Annotated in this window: 23 protein-coding genes and 1 pseudogene; 17 read left to right on the top strand and 7 right to left on the bottom strand. The window is 68.6% G+C overall.

From position 1 onward, the window contains the following. Positions 1 to 94: 94 nt before the first annotated feature. The 4 genes from ACE11G_RS10775 to ACE11G_RS10760 all read right to left on the bottom strand — a co-directional run bounded on the left by ACE11G_RS10775 (position 95) and on the right by ACE11G_RS10760 (position 3383). Positions 95 to 517, bottom strand: coding sequence for an ectoine synthase (locus ACE11G_RS10775; RefSeq protein WP_375002132.1), 423 nt, complete (start codon positions 515 to 517; stop codon positions 95 to 97). Next, a complete protein-coding gene (gene ectB / locus ACE11G_RS10770; protein ID WP_045539522.1) occupies positions 514 to 1812 on the bottom strand; it encodes a diaminobutyrate--2-oxoglutarate transaminase in 1299 nt (432 codons plus the stop codon). The genes ACE11G_RS10775 and ectB overlap by 4 nt, the downstream gene beginning before the upstream one ends. A 37-nt stretch (positions 1813 to 1849) precedes the next feature. Continuing rightward, positions 1850 to 2374 (bottom strand): diaminobutyrate acetyltransferase, encoded by a 525-nt coding sequence (ectA, locus tag ACE11G_RS10765; RefSeq protein ID WP_006896655.1) that lies wholly within the window; start codon positions 2372 to 2374, stop codon positions 1850 to 1852. A gap of 106 nt (positions 2375 to 2480) precedes the next feature. Continuing rightward, positions 2481 to 3383 carry a Sir2 family NAD-dependent protein deacetylase gene (locus ACE11G_RS10760; RefSeq protein WP_006896656.1) on the bottom strand — a complete coding sequence of 301 codons (903 nt, stop codon included), beginning with the start codon at positions 3381 to 3383 and terminating at the stop codon, positions 2481 to 2483. Positions 3384 to 3444: 61 nt separating this feature from the next. Here ACE11G_RS10760 and rsmD point away from each other — a divergent pair, with 61 nt between their 5' ends. The 7 genes and pseudogenes from rsmD to ACE11G_RS10725 all read left to right on the top strand — a co-directional run. Beyond that, the gene (rsmD, locus tag ACE11G_RS10755; RefSeq protein ID WP_039867503.1) at positions 3445 to 3990 is read left to right on the top strand and encodes a 16S rRNA (guanine(966)-N(2))-methyltransferase RsmD; all 546 of its coding nucleotides are present in this window, start codon (positions 3445 to 3447) and stop codon (positions 3988 to 3990) included. Between the two features lie 51 nt (positions 3991 to 4041). Further along, complete coding sequence (coaD, locus tag ACE11G_RS10750) at positions 4042 to 4530, top strand: pantetheine-phosphate adenylyltransferase (RefSeq protein WP_006896658.1); 489 nt, start codon at positions 4042 to 4044, stop codon at positions 4528 to 4530. A gap of 147 nt (positions 4531 to 4677) precedes the next feature. Then, positions 4678 to 5466, top strand: coding sequence for a DivIVA domain-containing protein (locus ACE11G_RS10745; RefSeq protein WP_006896659.1), 789 nt, complete (start codon positions 4678 to 4680; stop codon positions 5464 to 5466). Between the two features lie 88 nt (positions 5467 to 5554). Continuing rightward, entirely contained in the window at positions 5555 to 6103 is a 549-nt protein-coding gene (locus tag ACE11G_RS10740) for a DUF177 domain-containing protein (protein ID WP_006896660.1), read from the top strand. Beyond that, positions 6100 to 6804, top strand: coding sequence for a ribonuclease III (gene rnc / locus ACE11G_RS10735; RefSeq protein WP_006896661.1), 705 nt, complete (start codon positions 6100 to 6102; stop codon positions 6802 to 6804). The genes ACE11G_RS10740 and rnc overlap by 4 nt, the downstream gene beginning before the upstream one ends. A gap of 12 nt (positions 6805 to 6816) precedes the next feature. Further along, positions 6817 to 7692 carry a bifunctional DNA-formamidopyrimidine glycosylase/DNA-(apurinic or apyrimidinic site) lyase gene (gene mutM, locus ACE11G_RS10730; RefSeq protein WP_375002127.1) on the top strand — a complete coding sequence of 292 codons (876 nt, stop codon included), beginning with the start codon at positions 6817 to 6819 and terminating at the stop codon, positions 7690 to 7692. Between the two features lie 419 nt (positions 7693 to 8111). Further along, positions 8112 to 8751: pseudogene (locus tag ACE11G_RS10725) on the top strand (transposase); the annotation flags it as partial. A 116-nt stretch (positions 8752 to 8867) separates the two neighbouring features. Here the strand turns inward: ACE11G_RS10725 and ACE11G_RS10720 are convergent. The 3 genes from ACE11G_RS10720 to ACE11G_RS10710 all read right to left on the bottom strand — a co-directional run bounded on the left by ACE11G_RS10720 (position 8868) and on the right by ACE11G_RS10710 (position 12137). Further along, positions 8868 to 9899: an IS30 family transposase gene (locus ACE11G_RS10720; protein WP_375002125.1), complete on the bottom strand. Its 1032-nt coding sequence runs from the start codon at positions 9897 to 9899 to the stop codon at positions 8868 to 8870. Then, entirely contained in the window at positions 9833 to 10309 is a 477-nt protein-coding gene (locus tag ACE11G_RS10715; protein ID WP_375002123.1) for a transposase, read from the bottom strand. The genes ACE11G_RS10720 and ACE11G_RS10715 overlap by 67 nt, the downstream gene beginning before the upstream one ends. 232 nt (positions 10310 to 10541) lie before the next feature. Then, the gene (locus ACE11G_RS10710; RefSeq protein WP_375002121.1) at positions 10542 to 12137 is read right to left on the bottom strand and encodes a DUF222 domain-containing protein; all 1596 of its coding nucleotides are present in this window, start codon (positions 12135 to 12137) and stop codon (positions 10542 to 10544) included. A 295-nt stretch (positions 12138 to 12432) separates the two neighbouring features. On the opposite strand from ACE11G_RS10710, the gene ACE11G_RS10705 reads away from it, so the two are divergent. The 10 genes from ACE11G_RS10705 (at position 12433) to ACE11G_RS10660 (ending at position 26560) form a co-directional block, all read left to right on the top strand. Then, positions 12433 to 12840, top strand: a complete 408-nt coding sequence (locus tag ACE11G_RS10705) for an OsmC family protein (protein ID WP_045540633.1) — start codon at positions 12433 to 12435, stop codon at positions 12838 to 12840. Next, a complete protein-coding gene (locus ACE11G_RS10700; protein WP_006896669.1) occupies positions 12840 to 13109 on the top strand; it encodes an acylphosphatase in 270 nt (89 codons plus the stop codon). Before ACE11G_RS10705 ends, ACE11G_RS10700 begins: the two co-directional genes overlap by 1 nt. A 20-nt stretch (positions 13110 to 13129) precedes the next feature. After that, complete coding sequence (gene smc, locus ACE11G_RS10695; protein ID WP_375002118.1) at positions 13130 to 16768, top strand: chromosome segregation protein SMC; 3639 nt, start codon at positions 13130 to 13132, stop codon at positions 16766 to 16768. 16 nt (positions 16769 to 16784) lie between these two features. Continuing rightward, positions 16785 to 18182 (top strand): signal recognition particle-docking protein FtsY, encoded by a 1398-nt coding sequence (gene ftsY, locus ACE11G_RS10690; RefSeq protein WP_375002116.1) that lies wholly within the window; start codon positions 16785 to 16787, stop codon positions 18180 to 18182. A 225-nt stretch (positions 18183 to 18407) separates the two neighbouring features. Further along, positions 18408 to 19034: a TetR/AcrR family transcriptional regulator gene (locus ACE11G_RS10685; RefSeq protein WP_045539699.1), complete on the top strand. Its 627-nt coding sequence runs from the start codon at positions 18408 to 18410 to the stop codon at positions 19032 to 19034. Positions 19035 to 19080: 46 nt separating this feature from the next. Then, positions 19081 to 20703, top strand: a complete 1623-nt coding sequence (locus ACE11G_RS10680; RefSeq protein ID WP_375002114.1) for an acyl-CoA dehydrogenase family protein — start codon at positions 19081 to 19083, stop codon at positions 20701 to 20703. An 86-nt stretch (positions 20704 to 20789) separates the two neighbouring features. Continuing rightward, a complete protein-coding gene (locus ACE11G_RS10675) occupies positions 20790 to 22307 on the top strand; it encodes an AMP-binding protein (protein WP_346075244.1) in 1518 nt (505 codons plus the stop codon). 144 nt (positions 22308 to 22451) lie between these two features. After that, entirely contained in the window at positions 22452 to 23786 is a 1335-nt protein-coding gene (locus ACE11G_RS10670; RefSeq protein WP_278127100.1) for an ammonium transporter, read from the top strand. Positions 23787 to 23829: 43 nt separating this feature from the next. Continuing rightward, positions 23830 to 24168 (top strand): P-II family nitrogen regulator, encoded by a 339-nt coding sequence (locus ACE11G_RS10665; RefSeq protein ID WP_006896676.1) that lies wholly within the window; start codon positions 23830 to 23832, stop codon positions 24166 to 24168. Beyond that, on the top strand, positions 24143 to 26560 hold the full coding sequence (locus ACE11G_RS10660; RefSeq protein ID WP_375002110.1) for a [protein-PII] uridylyltransferase: 2418 nt from the start codon (positions 24143 to 24145) through the stop codon (positions 26558 to 26560). The genes ACE11G_RS10665 and ACE11G_RS10660 overlap by 26 nt, the downstream gene beginning before the upstream one ends. Positions 26561 to 26578: the final 18 nt, after the last annotated feature.

Raw genomic sequence — 26578 nt, 5'->3', positions numbered from 1 at the left:
GCGCAGCGGAGGGGCGTATCGAGACCGGGCGGACACGGAACCGAAAGCGCCCACCCGACCAGCGGTCGGGTGGGCGCTTTCGCTGCGGAAACAGTCAGTCGGCTCGGTGCTTGCCCTCGCCGGCGGGGACCGTGACGAGCGGGTAGACGCCGTTCTCGTCGTGGACCTCGGTGCCGACCACCGGCGGGTTGAAGACGCACAGCATCCGCATCTGCTCGTCGACGGTCACGGTGTGACGCTCGTGGCCGTCCAGCAGGTACATGCTGCCCGCGCGGAGCGGGTAGATCTTCCCGGTCTCCCGGTCGAGCAGGGTGCCCTTGCCCTTGACGAGCCAGACGGCCTCGACGTGGTTCGCGTAGTGGAACTCGTTGATCGAGCCGGCCGCGATCGTGGTCTCGTGGAACGAGAATCCGACCCCGTCGCCACCGAGCACGATCCGCTTGGAGACCCAGTTGCCCTTCGGGTCGGCCACCTCGCGGTCGGTTCCGGTGATCTCTTCGGTGGTGCGGACGATCATGCTTCGGCCTCCTCGGGGGCGGTGTCGGCAGCGAAGGCCTCGTCGACCGATTCGCTCAGGATCTGCAGACCGTGGGCGAGATCCTCGCTGCTCATGGTGAGCGGGGGAAGGAGTTTGACGACCTCGGAGTCAGGACCCGACGTCTCGGCGAGCAGGCCCTTGGAGAACGCGATCTCGCACGTCCGGCCGGCCAGCTCGGGCTTGTCGAAGGCGAGGCCCTGGACCATGCCGCGGCCCCGGTGCGACAATCCGTCGTGGCGCTGGCACAGGTCCTCGAAGGACTGCGCGATCTCCATGCCCTTCGCCTTCACCTGGACCGAGAGCGCATCGTCGGACCAGTACTTGTTGATGGCGGCGGTCGCGGTCACGAACGCGGGGTTGTTGCCGCGGAACGTGCCGTTGTGCTCGCCGGGCTCCCAGACGTCCAGCTCCGGACGGAGCAGGGTCAGTGCGAGCGGCAGTCCGTAGCCGCCGATCGACTTCGACAGCGTGACGATGTCCGGCACGATGCCGGCCTCCTCGAACGAGAAGAACTCGCCGGTGCGGCCGCAGCCCATCTGCACGTCGTCGACGATCAGCAGGATGTCCTTGCGCTTGCAGAGGTCGGCCAGGCCGCGCAGCCACTCGGGACGCGCCACGTTGACGCCGCCCTCGCCCTGAACGGTCTCGACGATGACGCCGGCGGGCCGGTTGAAGCCCGAGCCGGAGTCCTCGAGAACACGCTCGAACCAGGCGAAGTCTGCGACGCTGCCGTCGAAGTAGTTGTCGAAGGGCATCGGCGTGGTGTGCACCAGCGGTACGCCGGCGCCGTTGCGCTTCATGGCGTTGCCGGTCACCGCCAGCGAGCCGAGCGTCATGCCGTGGAAGGCGTTGGTGAAGTTGATGACCGCTTCGCGGCCGGTCACCTTGCGGGCCAGCTTGAGCGCTGCCTCGACCGCGTTGGTCCCGGTGGGGCCGGGGAACTGGACCTTGTAGTCCAGCCCGCGGGGCTCCAGGATCTTGGCGGCGAAGGTCTCGAGGAATTCGCCCTTCGCGCGGGTCGACATGTCGAGTCCGTGAGTGATTCCGTCACGGACGATGTAGTCGACGAGCGCATCCTTCAGAACAGGATTGTTGTGGCCGTAATTGAGAGCGCCTGCGCCTGCGAAGAAGTCAAGATAGCGATTCCCGTCGACGTCTGTCAGCCAACTGCCCTGAGCAGTGTCGAAGACGGCGGGCCAATCACGGCAGTAGGAGCGGACTTCGGATTCGTGCTTGGTGAAAGTTCGGTCGTCCAGTGCAGTTTCGATTGTCATTTTCGAGAGTTTCCTCGTTTGAGTTCTGCCGGTTCCGCTATTGAGCGGAGCCCGGCGTCAGCAGATACAGGTCCTCGGGCTCATGGGAGTCGATGAACAGTTCCGCGCTGAAGAACGGTTCGCGTGTCAATTGCAAACCGAGGGCTCGGGCAGCGCCTGCGAACAGTCGCTGGGACGCCTGATTGTCGGGGCTTATCGTGGTGTTGATGGCGACGACACCGGCTTGAGCGCAGTGCCGGAACAACTCGCAGACCATCCGCTTGGCGATCTGCTTCCCGCGTTGCGTCTCGTCGACGGCCACCTGCCACACCATGAGGGTGTCGGGTGCCGCTGGTCGACGGTATCCGGTAGCGAAGCCGACGACGTCTCCGTCGAATTCAGCCACGATCGACGTCTCGGAAAAATCCTGTGACCAGAGAACGTAGGCATAGGGCGAATTAACGTCCAGCACGCGCGAATCGCGAGCGATCTCCCATATTCTCTTTCCGTCACGGGCCCGCGGTCGCCGGAAGGTGACCGTGTTTCCGTTGTCTGTCTCCGGTGAAGGATCATTCGGGTTCATGACGTGACCGAGGCTATCGGCCGTTCATAGGAAAGTCACCGCAGATCGAATATTGCCTGCGCGGAACCCCGCCTTTGTGCAGTTCAAGCAAACAATGTGGTGTACGTCACAGTAACGTTGAACGTGCGGCAGCGATGCGGTCTGCGACCGCGGGAAGAATGACCTCGCACCGGTGGTCGATCTTCAGGGTCGCCAGGTCGTCGCCGCGCGTTCGGCCGCGGTTCACGATCGCTACCGGCTTGCCCGCGGCCACCGCTCTGCGGACGAATCTCAGTCCGGACATCACGGTCAGCGACGACCCGGCCACGAGCAGCAGATCGGCGTCGTCGACCAGGGAGAACGCCTGAGCCACCACATCCGGGCCCACCGTCTCCCCGAAGTAGACGATGTCGGGCTTCAATACTCCGCCGCACCTCTCGCAGTCGAGCATCACGAAGTCGCCGATGTCCTCGAGCGCGGCGTCGGCGTCGGGGGCCACCTCGATCGCGCCTCGGGAGGCCACCCGATCGGCGTAGCCGGGGTTCGCCGCCTCCAGAGCCTCGGCGAGCCGGTGGCGGGAGACCTGTTCGCCGCAGCCCAGGCAGCGGACGCGACCGTAGGAGCCGTGCAGATCGACCACCGGGCGCGACCCGGCCTTCATGTGGAGCATGTCGACGTTCTGTGTGATCACCCCGGAGAGGACTCCCGCGTCCTGCAGGGTGCGCAGTGCCCGATGGGCGGCGTTCGGCGCGGCGGCGTCCATATGCCGCCATCCCAGATGGTTGCGGGCCCAATACCGGCGCCGGCTCTCTGGGGAGGAGAGGAAGGCCTCGATCGTCATGGGACGCCGCACGGGGGAGTCGGGGCTCCGGTAGTCGGGGATTCCGGAGGGCGTCGACAGTCCGGCGCCCGTCAGCGCCACCGCGCGGCGGCCGTCCATGAGTTCGGCGAGTTGCTCGGCACGGCCGTCCGGGTCCGGATCGGCCACCGTGGGCGCTGCCGGGGTCCAGGCCGTCGTGCGGATGCGCATGCCGACAACGCTACTGCGGGCGGGTTCGCGGCCGCGACCATCCACTACCATGGGCCTCGATATGACCAGAATCATCGCCGGTGACTTCCGCGGCCGTCGGCTCGCCGTTCCGGCCGACACCACCCGGCCGACCTCCGACCGCGTCCGCGAAGCCCTTTTCTCCATGCTCGGCTCCCGGATGGACCTGTCCGGAGTCCGGGTGCTCGACCTCTATGCCGGCACGGGTGCGCTCGGACTCGAGGCGGTGTCCCGGGGAGCGGCGTCGGCGGTGCTCGTCGAGTCCGACCGCCGGGCTGCCGGGGTGCTGCGGGACAACGTCGCCGTCTGCGGCGCAGCGTCGCGGGTCCGGATCGTCAACCGCCCGGTGGAGTCGTTTCTGGCGGCGCCGTCCGGAACGTTCGATCTGATCCTCCTCGATCCGCCTTACGAGGTGCCTTCCGAAGAGGTCGACCGAATGATCTCGGCATGCGAACCGGTTCTGGCGTCCGACGGCTGGGTGGTGGTGGAGCGCGGCCGTCGCAGCGCCGCCGTCACCTGGCCCGACGGACTGGAGGAAGTGACGTCCAAGCAGTACGGCGACACGGTGGTCGTGCTGGGCGGTCGCTGACCGCGGCCGTCGCCGCGGCGCCGGAGACGGCGTCGCGTAGATTCAGCAGACATGAGTGCTGCAGTCTGTCCCGGGTCGTACGATCCGTTCACTCTCGGCCACCGCTTCGTCGTCGAACGCACGGCTGCCCGGTTCGATCGGGTGGTCGTGGCCGTCGTGGTGAACCCGAACAAGCAGGGGATGTTCACCGTCGAAGAGCGCATCGCGCTCATCGAGCGGGACTGTGCCGACCTGGAGAACGTCGAGGTGCGCAGCTGGACCGGTCTGGTGGTGGATCTGCTGGTGGCAGAGGGCGCCGACACGATGGTCAAGGGGCTGCGTTCGGAGAGCGACTTCGCCTACGAGATCCCCATGGCGCAGATGAACCGGGAGCTGACCGGGTGTGAGACGTACTTCATGCTCACGGATCCGCGGTACGCGCACGTCTCCAGTTCGCTGGTGAAAGAGGTCGCCAAGCTCGGCGGCGACGTGACGCCCTATCTCTCCGAGCACATTCACCAGGCGCTGGCCGACCGTTTGTCGCAGACGCGCAGTGTCTGACGGATACGCCCACTGATAGTCCGGGGCCTGACGGGGCGACACGCCCGATGCGGCCCTCCGGCGTCACAGTCGCAACATTCGGCACAATGGCCTCAGTGATATCAAAGGCCGCCGAACCTACGGCTGTGCCGGATCGGAGATTGAATCGTGTACCGCGTATTTGAAGCGCTTGACGAGCTGGTCGCGATCGTCGAAGAGGCGCGCACCGTGCCGATGACCGCGGGGTGTGTGGTTCCCCGGGGCGATGTGCTGGAACTTCTCGACGATCTGCGCGATGCGCTGCCCGGCGAGCTCGACGACGCGCAGGACGTGCTCGACGAACGCGACACCCTCGTGTCGAACGCGCGTGAGCAGTCCGATCGCCTCATCACCGGTGCCGAACGCGACTCCGAGGCGATGCTCGCTCATGCGCGGGCCGAAGCCGATCGGATCCTCGCCGAGGCGAAGGCTCGAGCCGACCGGATGCTCGACGAGGCGAACGGCAACGCGCAGGCCGTCATCGCCGACGCGAACGACGAGGCCCAGCGGCTCGAGCACAGCGCCGCACGCGAGTACGAGGCCGTGACCGGCCGAGCCCGCGCCGAGGCCGGACGCGTCGTAGAGGCGGGCAACGCCAGCTACAACAAGTCCGTCGCCGACGGCATCGCCGAGCAGCAGCGGCTGGTGTCCGAGTCCGAGGTGGTCTCGGCCGCCAAGCAGGAGGCCGAGCGGATCATCGATGCGGCGCACGCCGAATCGGACCGGCTGCGCGGTGACTGCGACATCTACGTCGACGACAAACTCGCCGACTTCGAGGAGATCCTCACCGGCACGCTGCGGTCGGTGAACCGCGGACGCCAGCAGTTGCGGACGGGCGCGGGCATGCACGATTACGTCGAGTATCCGCACGGCATGGACGAGGGACCGCAGCCGGGTCCGGCGCAGATGGCGGGCTGAGGTCGCGCTCGATCCGGGACGCGGCCACTGAACTTCGTTCGAGCAGGGACTACTGAGTAACATCGTTCGGGTGACTGATTCTGGATTCGTGATCGATGTCCGGTCGGTGCCCCGCCGGGCCGGTTCGATGATCGAGAAGGCGTGGACCCTCGAAACCCCCGACCGCATCGGTGCGGAGATGATCGGCATTCCCGCCGGCGGCGAGGTGGCTTTCGACCTGCGTCTCGAGTCGGTGACCGAGGGTGTCCTCGTGACCGGTACGGTCACGGCCGTCGCCGAGGGCCAGTGCGGCCGCTGCCTGGACCCGCTGACCCAGGACGTCTCCGTGTACCTGACGGAACTGTTCGCGTACCCCGACAGTGAGACCGACCGCACAGCGGAGGACGAGGAAGAACTCGAGCGCATCGTCGACGAGCGGATCGATCTCGAGCAGGTGGTGATCGACGCGATCGCGACGGAGCTGCCGCTGTCGCCGCTGTGCACGCAGGACTGTCCGGGACTGTGCCCGATCTGCGGAGTGAAGCTGGCCGACGCCGAGGAGGGCCACGGCCACGACATCATCGACCCCCGATGGGCGAAGCTGGCCGACCGGCTGACCGAGACGGACGGGGACGCCGGCGAGGACGGTGACCGGTGAGCAAACGGCCCGACCCGTCGCTGCTCACCGATGTGCTCGGCGTCACGATCAGGAACGATCTGCTGAACCTGGCGCTGACCCACCGCTCGTACGCGTACGAGAACGGCGGGCTGCCGACCAATGAGCGCCTCGAGTTCCTCGGCGACGCCGTCCTAGGCGTGGTCGTCACCGAACGGCTGTACGTCGGCTTCCCGGACCGTCCCGAGGGCGAGCTGGCGAAGATCCGGGCGAGCGTGGTCAACATGCACGCCCTCGCGGACGTCGCCCGCGGCTTGGGCGACGGCGGGCTCGGCGCACATCTGCATCTCGGCCGCGGTGAGGAACTGACCGGCGGCCGCGACAAGGCGTCGATCCTCGCCGACGGCCTGGAATCGCTGTTCGGGGCGATCTTCCTCGACCACGGCATCGAGGTCGCGAAAACGGTCATCATGAAGCTGTTCGAGCCGATCATCGAACGATCGGGCCGGCTCGGTGCCGGACTGGACTGGAAGACCTCGCTGCAGGAGCTCTCGGCCGAGCGGAGCCTCGGCCAGCCGCAGTACCAGGTCACGTCGACCGGACCGGACCACAACAAGGAGTTCACCGCGATCGCCGTGGTCGGCGGCACTCAACTGGGCACCGGTACCGGCAGGACCAAGAAGGAAGCCGAACAGAACGCGGCCGAACTGGCGTGGAAGGCACTCGAGGAACAGCCGCGTTGATCGGACCGTCCGGTGCCTGAACTTCCCGAGGTCGAGACCATCCGTCTCGGCCTGTCGTCCCATCTCTCCGGTCGGACGGCGCGCGAGGTCGAGGTGCTGCATCCGCGCGCGGCCAGGCGTCACGTCGGCGGGCCCGTCGATCTCTCGAGTCGATTGCGCGGCAAGACCTTCGAGGCCGTCGAGCGGCGCGGTAAGTACATGTGGCTGCTGGCCGCGGACCGCGCGGACGAGGTGGCCGTCGTGGTCCATCTCGGCATGAGCGGGCAGATGCTCCTCGCCGAGCAGGGTGCCGCCGATCCGGTGCACCTGCGCATCCGCGTGCCCCTCGACGACGGGAACGAACTGCGTTTCGTCGACCAGCGGACCTTCGGCGGCTGGCATCTGGACGAACTCGTCGACGCCGGGCCGCGCCGCGTACCCGAGTCGGTGGCGCACATCGCACCGGATCCCTTCGAGCCGGCTTTCGACCGCGACGGCGTGGTCACCGCGCTGCGGCGTCGGGACACGGAGATCAAGCGCGCGATCCTCGACCAGACCGTGATCTCCGGTGTCGGAAACATCTACGCCGACGAGTCGCTCTGGCGCGCCGGCCTGCACGGCCGGCGACGCACGCGCGGCATTCCGCGCGCCCGGCTGGGAGAACTCGTCGATCACGCAACCCAGGTGATGCGGGAGGCGGTCAAGGTCGGCGGCACGTCGTTCGACGACCTGTACGTGAACGTGAACGGGCAGTCGGGTTATTTCGAACGATCGTTGAACGCCTATGGGTGCGAAGGACTTCCGTGCCGTCGCTGCGAGACGCCGATGGTGCGCGAAGCATTCATGAACCGGAGCTCGTTCTTCTGCCCGACGTGTCAGCGGGTGCCGCGGCGCCGGAGGGTTGCCTGACCGACTACTCGCAATGTATTGGTGCCTGCTGTCGGTGTACGTCGCCTTCTATCGGGCGGTCCGTTCAGAATCCTTCCTTGGAACCTGCCGCGCTCGTGTGCGTCACTCGATGTCGGTACCGGCCGATAGGGTGTAGCCATCGAGTAGAGGCCAGCAGTCGCGGGCCGACAGGAGGGAGTAACTGATGAAGTCCAGGCACCGTGTGAAGGCCCACGGTGAGGTCTTCACGCCGCGCCACATGGTTGAGCGGATGCTTGACCTGGTGCGCGAGGACCTGGAGACCGGCACTGACTTTGTCGACAGGACTTTCCTCGAGCCTGCAGCCGGCGATGGCAATTTCTTGGCTGCGAATCGACAGACAGCGGTGAGGTCAGGGTAGATACGAGCGTCATCTGCCTCGTCGGCATGAACGACTCCAGCAGGTCGCCACCAGCGAAACCAAAGCCTCGTGGAACACCTTCCTCGCCGACCTGGTCGCCCGCGGCCTCGGCGGAGTCCGCCTGGTGACCTCTGACGCCCATGCCGGGATTGGTCGAGGCGATCGCCGCGACCCTGCCCGGCGCCGCTTGGGAGCGCTGCCGCACCCACTACGCCGCAAATCTGATGGCGGTGTGCCCGAAATCGATGTGGCCGGCTGTGAAAGCGATGCTGCACAGCGTCTACGACCAACCCACACCAGAGGCGGTGAACGCCCAGTTCGACCGGCTGCTCGAATACACCGAAGACCGGCTACCCGACGTCGCCGAACACCTCGGCGACGCCCGTGAAGACCTGCTGGCGTTCACCGCGTTTCCGGAAGATGTGTGGCGCCAGATCTGGTCCAACAACCCCACCGAACGGCTCAACCGCGAGATCCGCCGCCGCACCGACGTCGTCGGCATCTTCCCCAACCGCGACGCCATCATCCGGCTCATCGGAGCAGTGCTCGCCGAGCAGACAGATGAATGGGCCGAAGGCCGCCGCTACCTCGGCCTCGAGGTGCTCAGCCGTTGCCGCCTGACCGTCACCGACCACACGCCGGAGGTGAACACCGACCCACTGATCCAACTACCCGCCTGACCACCTACGAAGGACCACAACCAGTTACACCACTACCCGGGACTTGACCGATCAGCGGTGTGGCCGGTCGAGCTCGGCCGCGAAGAAAGCCGACGCTGTCTTCAGACTCGGCGGATTCAAGCGGTGGGCGCAAGAAGCTCTGCGAGCTTCTCTGATGGTGTCAGATAGCCCAGAGTCTTGCGCGGTCGGCTGTTGAGGCTGTCCTGGATCGCGTCCAACTCCTCGCGGGTGACGGCGCTCAGGTCGGTGCCCTTGGGCAGGTACTGACGCAACAGGCCGTTGGTGTTCTCGTTGCTCCCGCGCTGCCAGGGCGAGTGGGGATCGCAGAAGTAGATCGGGATACCCGTGGCAGTGGTGAACGCCGCGTGCTGCGACATCTCCGCGCCCTGGTCCCAGGTGATCGTTCTGGCCAACGAGGACGGTAGTTTGCTGATCGCGGCGCGCATCGCTGCCTCGACCTGCTCGGCTGTCTTGCCATCTGGGAGGTGCAACAGCAGCGTCATCCGCGTCGATCGCTCGACGAGCGTCCCGACCGCGCTGCGGCTGCCCTCGCCAAGGATGAGGTCGCCTTCCCAGTGTCCGGGCACGGCGCGGTCGTCGGCTTCTGCGGGGCGTTCGCTGAGCATCACCATGCCGGGGATCCGGCCGCGGCCGTCAGTGGTGCCGCGGGGCTTTCGGGCCGCTCTTCCGGACCGTAGACACCGCGCCAACTCGCGGCGCAACTCGCCTCGGCCCTGGACAAACAGGGACTGGTAGATCGTCTCGTGGCTCACGCGCATCTCCGGATCATCGGCGTGATCCAACCGTAGGCGCGCCGCGATCTCCTCGGGGGACCACAACTGCTCCAGCCGGCTGGAGACCTCCTCGAGCAACCGGCCTGACGCGAGCTTGAAAGACTTCGGCCGACGAGCTTGATCGCGAGCGCGTTCGTGCGCATGCCATGCCGAGTAGCCGCAGCGACCACCGCCGCGCTTCACCTCGCGGCTGATGGTCGACACCGCGCGCCCCAGGTGCTCGGCGATCGCGGTGAAGGTGTCGCCACGATTGATCCCCACCAGGATCTGCTCGCGCTCGTCAATCGTCAGGCAGCCCTGGCGTGGCTCCCAGCCGAACGGCTTGGCGTCGGCGTGCCTGCCGGTGCGGGCCATGATCCCGACCATCGGCGCGCTGCAGCCGATCTCCTTGGCGATGTCGACCAGCCGCCAACCCCTCGCATGCAGCCTGAGTGCCAGCCGCTTCTGCTCCCGACTGAGATGACCGTGCTTGCCCTGCATCCGGATCCTCCTGTGATCAGTGACTGCCTCATCTCACAGGACTCGTTGCACTGACCGCTTGAATCCGCCCTCTCGTTCGCCCGACGCAGCTCTCGAACTTCCTTCTCCAACAAGCGGATCCGCTCGATATCTGAAACTGTCTCGACCCCAGGCGCTTCGGCTTGGCCGTCTTCGACGCGGCGGACCCAAATCCGCAGGGTCTCGGGGTTGACGTCGAGTTGCTTGGCGATCCGCGCCAGAGCTCCGGGCGCGGTCTCGGGGTCCTTCCGAGCATCGATGGCCATCCGTGTGGCACGATCCCGCAACTCGGGTGAGTACTTCGGTGGGCGAGGCACGAAACAAGTGTCCCTTCCGGTCAAACCTGTCTCCATCAAACCCGGGACGATTCAATCGTCACTGACCTCATGCAACTGTTGCTGACCGAGGTGCTGCGTCTGCATCTGGACACGGCTCCCGCGGCCGGTCACGGCTGGTTGAGTCTGTGGCGATCGACCGGCTCCGCCGATGCCGCTGGACTCAGAACGGCGGCTCGCCGTCGGTGACCGTCGCGATTTCCCGCTGTCGGCGGTTGGCGGCGCGCCTCTGGGTGCGGTAGCGGTGCTTGGCCTGAGTGCGGGTCAGTCGCCGTTCCGGTTCATTCTCGGCGTGTCGGTTCTCCGGGCGCGTCGCGGGCGAGTCCGACATGCCGAACGACACGCCGTGCCGGCACTGAATGTGCCCGAGCTCGGGCAGCAGCCACAGGTTCATCGCCTGTCGGCGGACGGTCACCCCGTCCGGCGTGGTGACTTCGGTCCAGATGACGCCGTTGGCGTCGACGATCTGATCATCGACCCACCCTTCGGCGTGGGTTTTCACGCCATGATGGAAACGGCACTTCGGATTCAGATTGCACACGCACGTCGGCCCGCCGTTGCCCGGATCGCGGTGGTCGAATTCGACGACGTGATCGAGGTCGGACTTCCACGCCGGGCGGTCGCAGCCGGCGACGGTGCAGGTGCCGAACAGGGCGCGGACGGCTGTGTCGACCGCCGCCGAGGGGCGGTACCGACCGGCGTGTCGCATGCAGTCGGCGATCACCGTGTCCAGATCCAACTCGCGAATCACCGCGTCGGGACGACGCACCAACTCCCGGGCGTGGCGGGCGGAGATCGGACCGACGCCATCCTCGTACGCCGGTAGCTGCGACACGCCGTCGAGCGCCTCCTTGCGCACCACGACGTGAACCATCACATGGGCGCGCCGCGCGTCGATCTGCGCGGGCGCCAACTCCGAGACGCAGTCGTCCCGCTCGCACAGGCAGGTGAACTGGCTCTGCTGCAGCAGTGCGGTAGCGGCGTCGGACCGGCGGGCCTGCTTGGTTCGCGGGTCGAACGGGCACACGCCGTCGGCGAGCGCGTTGATCGCCCCGAGCGAGATCGCCGCGTCCTCGGTGGAGCCGACGATCACCATCTCCGACACGCCGTCGGCGACCGGCGTCACCGACACCTTCTTGCTCGACGCGACCTGCTCACGAGTCAGGGTCGCGGCGTCCGGGTCGTGCTCGGCCACGATCGACTCCACCCGGCTCGCCGACAGTCCACCCATTCCGGCCAGACGATGTGCGATCTCCGCATCGATGAAGGCGAGCAGGTCGCCGTCGTCGACCAAGGCGGTCTGCTCCACGGCTCGAACGAACCACCCCGGAGTGAGAACCCCGTCGCGCATCAGTCGGCCGATCGACGGAATCCGCTCGAAACACGCGATCGCCCGATCGACGAACAACTCACCCGCGTACTGCCGGACCCCGGCCGCTGTCGCATACGAGGCCGCCATCTGGCACTGCGGATCAAACAACCGCGTGTACGCATCGACCGACGCGTCGGCCTCTAATTCCGCTTGCTTCGCCCGATACAGCGAGTACACCGCCTGATAGCGATGCCACATCACCAACCCCTGATAGCAGTCAGCCCGCGCTGCGAAGGTCAACAACGCGGCACGATCAGCCCGCGACACCGCAGCCGCATCCGAACCGGACCCGTCGGTCGAACCTGCCGGACATCCGATCCGGATCACGATCGACCCGTCGTCGACCACCACCGACGAGCCGGAATGCTCCCTCACCTGCATGTTCACGCCTCCCCTTCGAGTGCCTCGAACTTACATTCGATGATATCGGCAGGGTCTGACAAATCACTCGAACGGAACGAGGCGGATTCAGCGCACCGTTCTCGGCGACGCGCTCTCGTCGACGTCCTCAAGCCGATCCGCAGGGCGAGCCGGCCACCCGGTAGGTTGAACAGTCTTGGAACGCCGACGGCCGGGACGGTCTGCGAGGCCGGCGGCGTTCGACCGGGGGAGGCGTGAACACCGAGACGTGAACACCGAGACGTGAACACCTCCACGAACGGCAGATGAAAGGCACGACGACATGACTGAACTGTGGGTCCAGCGGACCGGAACCCGGAGGTACACCGGGCAGAGCTCGCGCGGGGCGCAGGTCCTCATCGGCTCGGAGGACGTCGAGGGCGTCTTCACCCCGGGCGAACTCATGAAGATCGCACTCGCCGCGTGCACGGGGATGTCGTCGGACCGGCCGCTCTCGCGCCGACTGGGCGACGACTACGACGCCACCGTGCGGGTCTCGGGCGACGCCGACCGGGAGAACGAGCGGTACCCGCAGCTGGACGAGGTCCTGGAAGTGGACCTCTCCGAACTCGACCCGGAGGCCGCCGAGCGCCTGCTCGTGGTCGTCGAGCGCGCCATCGACAAGGTCTGCACGGTCGGCCGCACCCTGAAGGCGGGAACTCAGGTCTCGCTCACTATGGAGACCGAGTGATGCAGCGCCTCACCGCGTGGGTGCACGGGCGAGTCCAAGGCGTCGGATTCCGCTGGTGGACCCGGTCGCGAGCGCTGGAACTCGGTCTGGTGGGATACGCCTCGAACCAGCCCGACGGTCGGGTGCTCGTGGTCGCCGAAGGTCCGCATGAATCGCTGACGGCACTGCTGGCCGCGCTGCGCTCGTCCGACACCCCCGGCCGAGTCGATCTGGTGGTGGAGTCCTTCGAGGCGGCACGCGGTGGTTTGACGGGCTTCGTCGAGCGCTGATCCGGGTAGGCTGTCAGGTCGTGCACTTGAAGAACCTCACCCTGAAAGGGTTCAAATCGTTCGCGTCGTCGACGACGCTGCGGTTCGAGCCCGGCATCACGTGTGTGGTGGGGCCCAACGGGTCGGGCAAGTCGAATGTCGTCGACGCCCTGACCTGGGTGATGGGGGAGCAGGGCGCCAAGGCCCTGCGCGGCGGAAAGATGGCCGACGTCATCTTCGCCGGGACCTCCGGTCGCGCCCCGCTGGGCCGCGCCGAAGTGACCCTGACCATCGACAACTCGGACGGCGCGCTGCCGATCGAGTACTCCGAGGTGTCGGTGACGCGGCGCATGTTCCGCGACGGCGCGGGCGAGTACGAGATCAACGGCAACTCGTGCCGCCTGATGGATGTTCAGGAACTGCTGTCCGATTCGGGCATCGGCCGCGAGATGCACGTCATCCTGGGGCAGGGCCGGCTGGCGGCGATCCTGGAGGCCCGGCCGGAGGAACGGCGCGCGTTCATCGAGGAGGCCGCCGGGGTCCTCAAGCACCGTCGCCGCAAGGAGAAGGCGGTCCGCAAACTCGACGCGATGGCCGCCAACCTGGACCGTCTCACCGATCTGACGACGGAACTCCGCCGCCAGCTCAAGCCGCTCGGCCGGCAGGCCGAAGTGGCGCGGCGCGCGGCGACCGTCCAGGCCGATCTGCGCGACGCCCGCTTGCGGCTGGCCGCCGACGACCTCGTGAAGCGACGCGAGGAGATGGCGCAGCACAGCGCCGTGGAGGCCGACGTCCGGCGACAGCAGGACGAGGTGGCGGCCGCGCTGGACGCCGCCACGGAGGCGCTGTCGGCAGCACAGGAGCATCTGGCGCAGGTGGCGCCCGCGGCGAGTGAGGCCGGACGCGTCTTCTACCAACTCGGCGCACTGTCGGAGCGGGTCGGCGGCACGTTGCGGCTCGCCGGTGAACGCGCGGCGAACCTGGCCTCGCCGAGCGTCGCCAACTCCGGTTCCGATCCCGAGGAACTGGAACGGCAGGCCGAACGCGCTGCGATGACTGAGGCCGAGCACACCGAGGCGGTCGAGGCGGCCGCCGAGCGGCTGGAGTACGCGACCGCCGCGCTGCAGGCCGCCGAGCAGGTGGCCAACGAGGCCGAGCGCGCGCACTTGGCCGCGGTGCAGGCCGTCGCCGACCGCCGCGAGGGTCTGGCGCGGTTGGAGGGCGAGGCCGCGAACCTGCGAACCAAGGTGGAGTCGGTGGACGCCGAGACCGCCCGGCTGACGGCGTCGATCGAGGCGGCCGCCGAGCGGGCCGACACCGCGCAGGCGGCCCTCGATCAGGAGGTGGCGCGGGTCAGGATCCTCGAGGACGCCGAACGCGGCCTCGATGAGCACCACGAACGATGTGCGGCGGCGCTGGCCGAGGCCACTGCGACCGTCGAACGGCTCCGCCAGAGTGAGCGCGAGACCGCCAGATCGATCGCGTCGCTCAGCGCGCGGATCGAAGCGCTCTCGGTCGGTCTGGAACGCGGTGACGGCGGGGCCTGGCTGATCGAACGCGGAACCGAGGGCGTCCTCGTGCCGCTGTCGGAGCTGCTGACGGTGAAGCCGGGCTACGAAGCCGCCATGGCGGGAGCGCTGGGGCCGGCCGCCGATGCGATCACGACGGTCGACGCGCTCGCCGCGGTGCGGGCCCTGCGCGAACTGCGCAGCGGCGACGGCGGGCGAGCGGCCCTCATCGTCGGGGGACTGCCCGGCGTCGACCCCGACCGTCGGCCGTCGCTGCCCGACGGTGCGGTGTGGGCCCGTGACCTGGTCACCGCACCCGACGAGGTGGCGGGCGCGCTCGACGTGCTGCTCGCCGAGACGATCGTCGTCGACGATCCCGAGACCGGGCTGGACCTGGCCCGTGAGCTCGGAGTGGTCGGCGTCACGCGCGACGGCGACCGCATCTCCTCGGCCAGCGTGGAGGGCGGATCCGCACGACGGCCGTCGACCATCGAGGTGCAGTCCGCGATCGATACCGCGACACACGACCTCGCGGCCGCCGAGGAGACGGCACTGCGTCTGGAATCGGAGCTGGCCGCGGCCATCGCCGAACAGGAACGGGCGCGTGAGGACGCCGAGGGGGCGCTCGCTGCCCTCCACGAGTCCGACGCGAACCTCGGGGCGGCCTACGAGTCGCTCGGGCGTCTCGGTTCGGACATCCGTGCTGCACGGGATGAGGCCGACCGGCTCGTGCGGCAACGCAACTTCGTCGAACAGGGCCGCGCGGAGAATCTCGAGAAGCTCACCGAGGTGGAGGAGCGCCTGGCCCGCGCCGTCGACGGTGCAGCCGAAGAGCCGGTCGCCGACGGCGACAGAGCGATGCGCGATGCCGCCGCGGCGGAAGTCGCGTCCGCTCGGTCCGCCGAGGTCGAGACGCGTCTGACACTGCGGACCGCCGAGGAACGCCTGGCGTCGGTGCGCGGCAAGGCCGAGAGTCTGCGTCGCGCGGCGGCCAACGAGCGGGCCAATCGGGAGCGCCAGCGGCGCCAGGACGCTCTCCGCAAGTACGCGGCCGGCGTGGCGAGTGCGGTGGCCGACACCGGAGAACGACTCGCGGACGCGGTGGCCGCGGCCGTGACCGACGCGGCGCAGGCTCGCGACGAACTCGAAGCCATCCGTTCCCAGCGCACGGCCGAGGTGGACGCCCTGCGGGCGCAGGTGGACCAGCTCAGCACGGTGATGAACAAACTGCGTGACGCCGTGCACCGCGACGAACTCGCCAGAGCGCAGGCCGCCTTGCGCATCGAACAGCTCGAGGAACAGGTGCTCGAACAGTTCGCGATCGCGCCGGACGACCTGGTGGCCGAGTACGGACCGGATGTCCCGATGCCGCCGTCGGATCTGGAGATGCGCGAGTACGAGGACGCCAAGGCTCGCGGCGAACAAGTGGTGGCCCCCGCGCCGATGCCCTTCGACCGCGCCACCCAGGAAATGCGTGCGCGCAAGGCGGAGAAGGACCTCAAGACACTCGGCCGCGTGAACCCGCTCGCCCTGGAGGAGTTCGCGGCCCTCGAGGAACGCTACAACTTCCTGTCGGCGCAGCTGGAGGACGTGAAGGCTGCGCGCAAAGACCTGATGGACGTCATCGACGACGTCGACGCCCGGATCCTCCAAGTCTTCACCGATGCGTACGCCGACGTGGAGCGAGAGTTCGTCCAGGTCTTCGCGACGCTGTTCCCCGGGGGCGAGGGCCGGCTGGTCCTGACCGATCCGGACGACATGCTCACCACCGGGGTGGACGTGGAGGCGCGGCCGCCGGGCAAGAAGGTGAAGCGACTGTCGTTGCTCTCCGGCGGCGAGAAGTCGTTGACCGCCGTCGCCATGCTCGTCGCGATCTTCCGGGCGCGGCCCTCGCCCTTCTACGTGATGGACGAGGTGGAGGCCGCCCTCGACGACGCGAATCTGCGCAGGCTCATCTCCCTGTTCGAACAGCTGCGGGAGAAGTCCCAGCTGATCGTCATCACCCACCAGAAACCGACCATGGAGATCGCGGACGCGCTCTACGGCGTGAGCATGCGGGGCGACGGGATCACCCAGGTGATCTCCCAACGACTGCGCGGGGTGGACGTGACCCCGGCCGCCGCCGCACCCGATCCTTCGACTTCACCAACCGACTCCGCTCCCACGAGCTGAAGGGACAACTTCTCCAGTGGACACCCAACTCATCGTCGGCATCGTCATCGCGATCGTCGTCATCCTCGCCCTGGTCGCCGGCGCCGGCTACGCGTTGAATCGCCGCCGCCGGATCTCGCTCCGGGACGAGCCCGCCGCCGGGACCGATCAGGTCACCGACGGATCGCAACGGCAAGTCGATCGTTCCGGGGGCTACAAGGCCGGTTCCGGATTCTCCTTCAGCCAGGGCGGGGCGGGATCAGCGACCCTCGACCGTCCGGAGCCGCCGAGGCCGCCCACACCGGAGCCCGTCGCCGAGCCCGAGCCTGCCGCTCAGGTCGAGCCGGAGACCGACGAAACCACCGTCGTACAACCGCCGGCGGCCGAACCGGAACCGGTCGTCGAGCCCGAGCCGGTCGTCGAGCCCGAGCCGGTCGCAGAACCCGAGCCCGTGGCCGAACCCGCACCTGTCGCCGAACCGGCACCCGTCGACACCGCTCCGGCGCTCGACGAGATCGCGCCGACCGCGGGACGGCTTTCGCGCCTGCGCGGGCGCCTGTCGCGATCGCAGGGTGCGATCGGCGCGAGCGTGCTCGGGCTGCTCGGCGCGGGCGATCTGGACGAGGACAGCTGGGAGGAGATCGAGGACACGCTGGTGATGGCCGATCTCGGCACCGCCGCCACGTCGACGGTCACCGAACGGCTCCGTGAGGAACTGGCGACGGGCAAGGTCCGCTCGGCCGAGGACGCGCGCGCCGCCCTCAAGCGGGTCCTCGTGGAGCAGTTGCATCCCGAACTCGATCGCTCCGTTCGGGCCCTTCCCCATGCGGACCGACCGGCGGTCGTGCTGGTGGCCGGGGTCAACGGCGTCGGCAAGACCACCACCACCGGCAAGCTCGCGCGCGTGCTGGTGGCCGACGGCCGCCGCGTGCTGCTGGGCGCCGCCGACACCTTCCGTGCCGCCGCGGCCGACCAACTGCAGACCTGGGGTGAGCGCGTCGGCGCCGGAATCGTCCGCGGCAAGGAGGGTGCCGACCCGGCCTCGGTCGCCTTCGACGCCGTCAGCACCGGAATCACCGAAGGCGTGGACGTGGTGCTGATCGACACCGCGGGCCGTCTGCACACCAAGGCGGGCCTGATGGACGAGCTCGGCAAGGTCAAGCGAGTGGTCGAGAAGAAGGCCGTGGTGGACGAGGTGCTGCTGGTCCTGGACGCCACGGTCGGCCAGAACGGTCTGATGCAGGCCAAGGTGTTCGCCGAAGTGGTCTCGCTGACCGGCGTGGTGCTCACCAAACTCGACGGCACCGCCAAGGGCGGCATCGTGTTCCGCATCCAGGAGGAGCTCGGCGTCCCCGTGAAGCTGGTCGGGCTCGGCGAAGGCGCCGACGACCTCGCTCCGTTCGAGCCGGAGGCATTCGTCGACGCGCTGCTGTAGCGCGCTGCTTTTTCGAACCGACGTCTGTACCGAACCGGCGTCTGTACCGAACTGAGTCGCCAGGATCGTCCCTGTGACGGACGGTCGAGGACATATCGCCCTCGCCGGTCCGTCACAGGGACGATCTTGTTTTCCGACCCCCTTGTGACTTCGGTTGAATCGTGATTCAATTCTTCTAACAGTTGAATCGCGATTCAAAGTTTGACCCCGGGTTGAGAGGTGACGATGGCGTACCGACCGACCGCGGCCACCCGACGGAGTGCGGAGGCCAAACGTGCCTCGATCCTCGCGACGGCGCGCCGGATCGTGGCCGACTCCGGTTTCTCCGGCGCTACCGTCGCGGCGATCGCCGAGGGGAGCGGAGTCAGCGTCGGATCGGTGTACTCGTACTTCGACAACCGCGAGGCGCTCCTGGCCGAGGTCTTCCGGGACGCCGCCGGCTACGAGTTCGACCAGGTGCGCCGCGCGGTCGAGGCGGTCGGCGGCGATCCCGGCCGGGAGCTGGGCACGCTCATCGACGTCTTCGCCGACCGCGCTCTTCGCGGCCGCCGCCTGGCGTGGTCGCTGCTCTTCGAGCCGGTGATACCGACGGTGGAGGCCGAACGTCTGCATCTCCGGCAGTCGTACCGCGAGCTCGGCGAGCGGATCATCGCCGACGGCGTCGCCGCCGGAGTGTTCGTCGACCAGGACGCGCCGGTCGTGGCGTCGGCCGTGATGGGAGCGATCTCCGAAGCGCTCGTCGGAGCGCTCGACCCGGACACGGCACCGCTTCCGCACTCCGACCCGGCCGAGCTGGTGGCGACCATCCGCCGATTCTGCTTTCTGGCGCTGGGTGCCACCGCGCCGGTCTGAACCGAACCGACAGACCCCGATCGATCAACCGAAGGAGCCCGCCGCAATGCCCGCCACACACGAGGTCTTCAATCAGGCGCCCGCCCGCGTCGACGTCAACGAGTTCACCAGTCACACCGCGCTGGTGGAGGCGGTGAACGTCTACGGCGCCGGATGGGCCGCCGATGCGCTCACCGAGGCAGGCGCCCTGGTGGGCCGGGCCGATTTCCAGCGCGACGCCGAACTCGCCAACACGATCACCCCCGAACTGCACACCCACGATCGCTGGGGCAACCGGATCGACGACATCGAGTTCCACCCGGCCTATCACCGCATCATCGGCGACGCGATCGCCCACGGCGCCCACACCAGCTGCTGGTCGGAGCCGCGCGCGGGTGCCCACGTGGCGCGGGCCGCGATGTTCATGCAGTTCGGGCAGATCGAGCCGGGCCACGCCTGCCCGGTGAGCATGACGCATGCCGTCGTCCCGTCGCTGCGAGTGGACGAGAAGCTCGCCGAGCAGTGGCTTCCACGTGTCTTCTCGCGCGAGTACCGGCACGACCTCGGTTCCGGACAGAAGACCTCGGCGATCTTCGGCATGGCGATGACCGAGAAGCAGGGCGGCTCCGACGTCCGCGCCAACACCACCCGCGCGGTGGAGCTGTCGGACGGCATGTACTCGATCACCGGCCACAAGTGGTTCTGCTCGGCACCGCAGTCGGACGCCTTCCTGGTGCTCGCCCAGACCGCTCCGGGCGTCACCTGCTTCGTGGTGCCGCGCGTGCTGCCCGACGGCACCCGCAACGTCTTCAACGTCCAGCGGCTCAAGAACAAGCTCGGCAACAAGTCGAACGCCTCGAGCGAGGTGGAGTTCGACGGCACCGTCGGCTGGCGCCTCGGCGACGAGGGCGCGGGCGTACGGACCATCATCGAGATGGTCAACCAGACCCGGCTCGACTGCGTGCTCGGCAGCGCCGCGGGCATGCGGCAGTCGGTGGCCGAGGCGGCGTGGCATGTGCGCCACCGCTCGGCCTTCGGCGCGAGGCTCGTCGACCAGCCGGCGATGACGGCCGTCGTCGCCGACCTGCAGGTGGAGGCCGAGGCCGCGATCTGGACCGCGATGCGACTGGCCGCCGCCTATGACGACGACGCCGACGAGTCCGCGGCCTTCCGCAGGCTCGCGACCGCCGTCGGCAAGTACTGGGTCTGCAAACGCGGCCCCAACCACGCCTACGAGGCGCTCGAATGTCTCGGCGGCAACGGCTACTGCGAGAACGGTTTCCCGCTCTCGCGCCGGTATCGGGAACAGCCGGTCATGGCGGTCTGGGAGGGGTCGGGCAATGTCATCGCACTCGACGTCCTGCGTGCGATGATGCGTGACCCGATGTCCGTGGAGGCGGTCGACAACGAGTTCGAGCGCGCACTCGGGGTGTATCGCGAGTACGACCTCCACGTCGAGAAGACCCGCAAACTCATCGCGCAGGCGTCCGCCGACCCCGCGGGCGCTCCCGCAGTGGCCCGCCGCCTCACCGAATCGATGGCGATCGCGCTGCAGGGCTCGATCCTCATCCGGCAGGCGCCCGAGTCGGTGACCGACGCATTCGTCGCCGGACGGATCGCCGATCCGGGTCACATGTACGGCGTCCTCGACTCGGCACTCGACCTCGCGGAAATCGTCGCCCGCGCCTGAATCCGGCGCGACCGGCCCACGGTCCACACCACCGCACCCTCCATCCCCGGCCTCCCGAGGCCGTCGTCTTTCGAAAGAGCGTCTCGATGCATCTGACCGCCACTCTGGAGCGCAGCGCGCGCCTGAATCCGACCAAAGCCGCCGTCGTCCACGGCGAGGAGGAGATCACGTACAGCGAGCTCCTCGACCGGGCGCGACGTGCGGCGTCGGTGCTCATCGGCGCCGGTGTCGGGCCGGGCGACCGGGTGGCGGTCATGACGTACAACACGCCGGGGTTCGTCGTGGCGGCGTTCGGCGCCTGGTTCGCGGGTGCCGCGCTGGTTCCGGTCAACCACAAGTTCGCCGCGCCGGAGGTGGCCTACGCGCTCGAGCACAGCGGCGCGGTCGTCGGCGTCGTCTCCGGATCCCTCGCCGAGACCGCGGTGGCCGGCGCGCCGGGGTTCCGGTGGTTCACCACCGAGAGCGCTCACGACGGCCTGCCCGACTTCGACGAGTCGGTCCGCGCCGCCGCTCCTGTCCCGGGCGCCGTCGACTCGGACCTCGACTCGGTGGCGCAGGTGCTCTACACGTCGGGGACCACCAGTTCGCCCAAAGGCTGCCTGCACACGCATCGCACCCTGTCCGGCCTGGCGCCGGCGCTCGCGGCCACCCTGGGGTTCACGCAGGACGAGCGGTTCCTGCTCGCGATGCCCATCTGGCACGCCGCGCCGCTCAACGACTGGCTGCTGACGATGATCGCCCTCGGTGCGACGACTGTTCTGATGCGTGAGTTCCATCCGGCCGAACTGCTGCCCGCCGTCGAGCGCTACCGGATCACCGCCTTCTTCGGCTCGCCGATCGCATACCTCCTGCCGGTGCAACTGGCCGACGCCGGCGCGCTCGACTTCGCCGACCACGACCTGTCGACCGTGTCGAAGTGGCTGTACGGCGGCGCGTCGCTCGGCGAGGCCACGGCCCGCAGGCTGGTGGCGGCCTACCGCAGCGACCGCTTCTTCCAGGTGTACGGCATGAGCGAGATGGGGCCGGCGGGCACGGCCCTGTATCCCCACGAGCAACTGGCGAAGGCCGGCTCGATCGGCCGAGGTCCGATGGTCGGCGTCGACCTGCGCTTGGTCGACGCCGACGGACGCGACGTCGGTCCCGGCGACACGGGCGAGATCTGGCTGCGCGGCGACACCCGGATGATCGGCTACCTGAACAACGAGACCGCCACAGCCGACTGCTTCGTCGGCGACTGGTTCCGCACCGGCGACGTCGCACGGATGGACCGGGACGGCTACCTCTACATCGTCGACAGACTGAAGGACGTGATCATCGTCGGGGGCGAGAACGTCCACTCGCAGGAGGTGGAGGAGGTGCTGCGCGCGCATCCCCGCCTGGCGGACGTCGCGGTGATCGGCCGTCCGCACCCCGAATGGGGCGAGACGGTCGTCGCGATGTGCGTCACCGTCGACGGGACCGAACTGACGCTCGACGAGGTGCGCGAGTTCCTCGCCGACAAGCTCGCTCGCTACAAACTGCCGCGCGAGGTGGTGACGGTCGAGACACTGCCGCGCAATCCCAGCGGAAAGATCCTCAAGCACGTACTGCGCGGACAAGTGTGACCCGGCCGCCGCGCAACACCCGCGAAACATTTCCGCGGATTCCTTGACGGCCCCGAAACTTCTGCGCGACGCGGCACGCAACACCAGCGTTGCACTCTTATCGCGAGACGTCGATCGGCGACGTCTCGCGAGGAGGTGCGAGGAGTGCAGACTGCATTGCCGGACAACGTGTTCGGAACCGTTGATGCGGGTAATACCGCTTGGGTGATCGTGAGCGCATCGCTCGTGCTGTTGATGACACCCGCGCTGGCGTTCTTCTACGGAGGGCTCTCGCGTGCCAAGTCCGTGCTGAACATGATGATGATGTCGTTCGCGGCGCTCGGCACGGTCACGGTGATCTACGTGCTGTGGGGATTCTCGATGTCCTTCGGGAACTCCTTGACCGGCACCGGCGACATCGGGGGACTGTTCGCCAATCCGTTCTCACTGTTCGGGTCGGACCAACTGATGCAGACCAGGTCGGTCGGCGATGCGACGCAGTTCGTGGTGTGGGGGAGCACCCAGATTCCGGCGACCGTCTTCATGGCGTTCCAACTGACCTTCGCCGTGATCACAGTCGCGCTCATCAGCGGTGCGATCGCCGAACGCGTCAAGTTCGCCACCTGGGTGGCGTTCACCGTGCTGTTCGCGACCATCGTCTACTTCCCGCTCGCCCACATGGTGTGGGGCGGCGGACTGATGTCGAACGCGAAGGACTCGATCGCCTCCTGGCTGTTCGGCGTCGCCGACGGAGTGGCGAAGGTCGCGCCCATCGACTTCGCCGGAGGCACCGTCGTCCACATCAACGCCGGCATGGCCGGCCTGGTGCTGGCGCTGGTGGTCGGCAAACGCCGCGGGTTCGGCCGCACCTCGTACCGTCCGCACAACATTCCCTTCGTGATGCTCGGCGCGGCCCTGCTGTGGTTCGGCTGGTTCGGCTTCAACGCCGGCTCCGAGCTCGCCGCCGACGCCACCGCCGGCCTCGTGTGGATCAACACCGCCGCGGCGACGGCCGCCGCGATGATCGGGTGGCTGGCCGTGGAATGGATCCGAGACCGCCACCCGACGAGCGTCGGTGCGGCCTCCGGCGTCGTCGCCGGACTGGTGGCAGTCACGCCCGCCTGCGGCGCCCTCACCCCGGTCGGCTCGTTGTTCCTCGGTGTGGTCGCCGGTGCGCTCGCGGCCGTCGCGATCGGGCTGAAGTACCGGCTCGGCTTCGACGACTCGCTGGACGTGGTGGGCGTGCACCTCGTCGCCGGTCTGTGGGGCACGATCGCGATCGGTCTCCTCTCCAAGGACTCGGGTCTGTTCTACGGCCATGACTACAAACAGCTGGTGGTGCAGGCGGCGATCGCCCTGTTCGCGCTCGTGTTCACCGGAATCCTGACCTTCGCGATCGCGATGGTGCTCAAGCCGCTCGGCTGGCGTGTGGACCGGGAGGCGGAGTTCACCGGCATCGACAGCGCCGAGCACGCCGAGAGTGCGTACGAGCCGGCATGAGTTCAGCAGACACTAGTCTCGATCGGGAGAGAAGGGTTTATCCATGAAACTGATCACCGCAATCGTCAAGCCGTTCACCCTCGAGGACGTCAAAGCCGGTCTGGAGCACATCGGGATCGTCGGGATGACCGTCAGCGAGGTACAGGGCTACGGGCGGCAGAAGGGGCACACCGAGGTGTACCGCGGCGCCGAGTACGCCGTCGACTTCGTCCCGAAGGTCCGGGTGGAGGTCGTCGTCGACGATGAGGCAGTGGACCAGGTGGCCGAGGTGATCGTCGAGTCGGCCCGCACCGGGAAGATCGGTGACGGGAAGGTCTGGGTGACACCGGTGGAGTCGATCATCCGGGTGCGGACCGGTGAACGCGGACCAGAGGCCATCTGAGGCCGGGCGGGCGCCGGGGTCCACCTCCGGCGCCACGCTCGGTGCGGCGAGATCGGTGCTGCTGCAGGACGATTCCCTGGTCGGAGCGCGTCAGCGCGAGGCGATCGGCGCACTGTTCGAGGACTGGCTCGTGGAGCGGGCACGGTCGCTCGGGATCGTCGAGCGCAGCGGATTCGCCGTTGTCGCGGTCGGCAGCCTGGGTCGCCGGGAGATGGTCGGCTACTCCGACCTCGACCTGATCCTGGTGCACGACGACCGGTACCCCGAACGACTGTCGGAGGTGGCGGACGGACTCTGGTACCCGCTGTGGGACGCGGGAATCTCCCTCGACCACAGTGTGCGATCGGTGCCGGAGGCCATGCGGGTGACGCGCGAGGACGCCACGGCCGCGCTCGGGCTCCTCGACTCCCGGTTCATCGCCGGCGACGAGGACCTCGCCCGGTTGATGACCGTCTCGGTGCGCAACCTCTGGCGGTCGGAGGCGCGGATGCGGTTGCCGCAGGTGATCGAAGCCGCGGAAGACCGCTGGCGGCGCACCGGCGACATCGCCCACCGCGCCGAGCCGGATCTGAAGAACGGCCGCGGGGGACTGCGCGACATCCAGTTGCTGAATGCGCTCGCGCTCGCGCAGTTGACCGACGGGCTCGCCCGTCTCGATCCCGGCACCGAGGGTTCGCCGCTGCCGCGTGCCTACGACTTCCTGCTCGCCGCGCGCGGCGAGGCGCATCGGATCGCCGGCCGGGCACGTGACCAGATCCGCGCCCAGGATGCCGACGACATCGCCGCGGCACTCGGTGTCGCCGATCGCTTCGAGCTCTCCCGGCGGATCAGCGATGCCGGACGGACCACCTCGTACGCTGTCGACGCCGGTTTGCGCACCGCCCAGAACGCCGTGAGCCGACGCGGGTTCTCTCGGTTGCGCCGCGCCGCGGCATTGCGGCGCCCGCTCGACGAAGGGGTGGTCGAACAGGGCGGCGAGGTGGTACTCGCACGCTCGGCCATTCCCAGCCAGGATCCGGGTCTGGTGCTGCGGGTGGCCGCCGCGGCCGCCCGGAACCGGCTGCCGATCAACGGCCCGGCGCTCGAGCGCCTGGCCACCTACGGTGCGCCGATGCCGGAGCCGTGGTCGTCGGAGGCCCTCGCCGATCTGCTGGTGCTGCTGGCGTCGGGGCACGACATGGCCGGCCCGATCGAGGCCCTCGACCGGGCCGGACTGTGGGGCGCACTGTTCCCCGAATGGGATCGGGTCCGCGACCTGCCGCCCCGCGACGGCATTCACACCTGGACCGTCGACCGGCATCTCATCGAGACGGTCGCCGCGGCGGCGGAACTGACCACCAGCGTCTCGCGTCCCGATCTGCTGCTGCTCGGCGCGTTGCTGCACGACATCGGCAAGGGGCGCGGCGGCGACCACTGCGCCGTCGGCGCCGAACTCGCCGAACACATCGGACGGCGTCTGGGCCTGTGGGAGCCGGATCGGCGCCTGCTCGCCGAACTCGTCCGCCACCATCTGCTGCTCCACCGGGTGGTGACGCGTCGCGACCCGGCCGATCCGGAGGTCGTGGCGCGCGTGGCCGATGTGCTTGGCGGGAGCGCGGTCCTGGCCGAACTCCTGGGAGCCCTCTCGGACGCCGACTCCCGCGCCACCGGCCCGGGGGTATGGGGGGAGTGGAAGGCCACCCTGATCTCCGGGTTGGTCGAACGCGTCGTCGCGCACATCGGCGGAGCGCCGGTGCCCGCACCCGACCCGATCCCGCCGGACCTGCGTGAGCTGGCCGACCGCGGCGGTCTCCACGTCAGCCTGCGTCCCGGGGACGGTCCGAACATGACGATCGTCACCATGATCGCTCCCGACCGGCCGGGACTGCTGTCGAAGATGGCCGGTGTGCTCGCACTGTCGGGCCTGCACGCGCACTCGGCGACGGTCGCCGGTCATGCCGGGCACGCCGTCGACTCGTTCGTGGTGATGCCGACCTTCGGCGGTCCGCCCGATGCGCCGCTGCTGCGGCAACGTCTGGCCGCGGTGCTCGACGGCGATCGGGACCCGGTGGCCGAGCTGGCGGCGCGGGCGGCCGCCCGCCTGCCCGAGGCGGGGGTCTCCGGCCGACCCGCGGTCCCGGTGAGCCGCACCGCGGCGCCGCCGCGGGCCCGCTGGCTCGCGGGCCCGCACGGGCGCCCGCTGCTGGAACTGCGCGCGGCCGACGACGAAGGCCTTCTCGCGCGCGTCGCCGCCGAGCTGGAGAAGGCGCGTGCCGACATCGCCTGGGCGAAGGTCTCCACCCTGGGTGCGACGGCCGTCGACACCTTCTGCCTCAGCCTCCCGGACGACGGACCGGCGGCGCGCCACGCGGTGGCGGCGGCGGTCCTGGCGGTCTGCGCGCCCACGCGGTGAGGCCCGGCCCGGAGCCGA

Source organism: Gordonia sp. PS3, assembly GCF_041950545.1.
Classification (GTDB): domain Bacteria; phylum Actinomycetota; class Actinomycetes; order Mycobacteriales; family Mycobacteriaceae; genus Gordonia; species Gordonia sihwensis.
The sequence above is the reverse complement of the archived record's forward strand: the minus strand, read 5'-3'. Positions and strand labels throughout refer to the sequence as shown.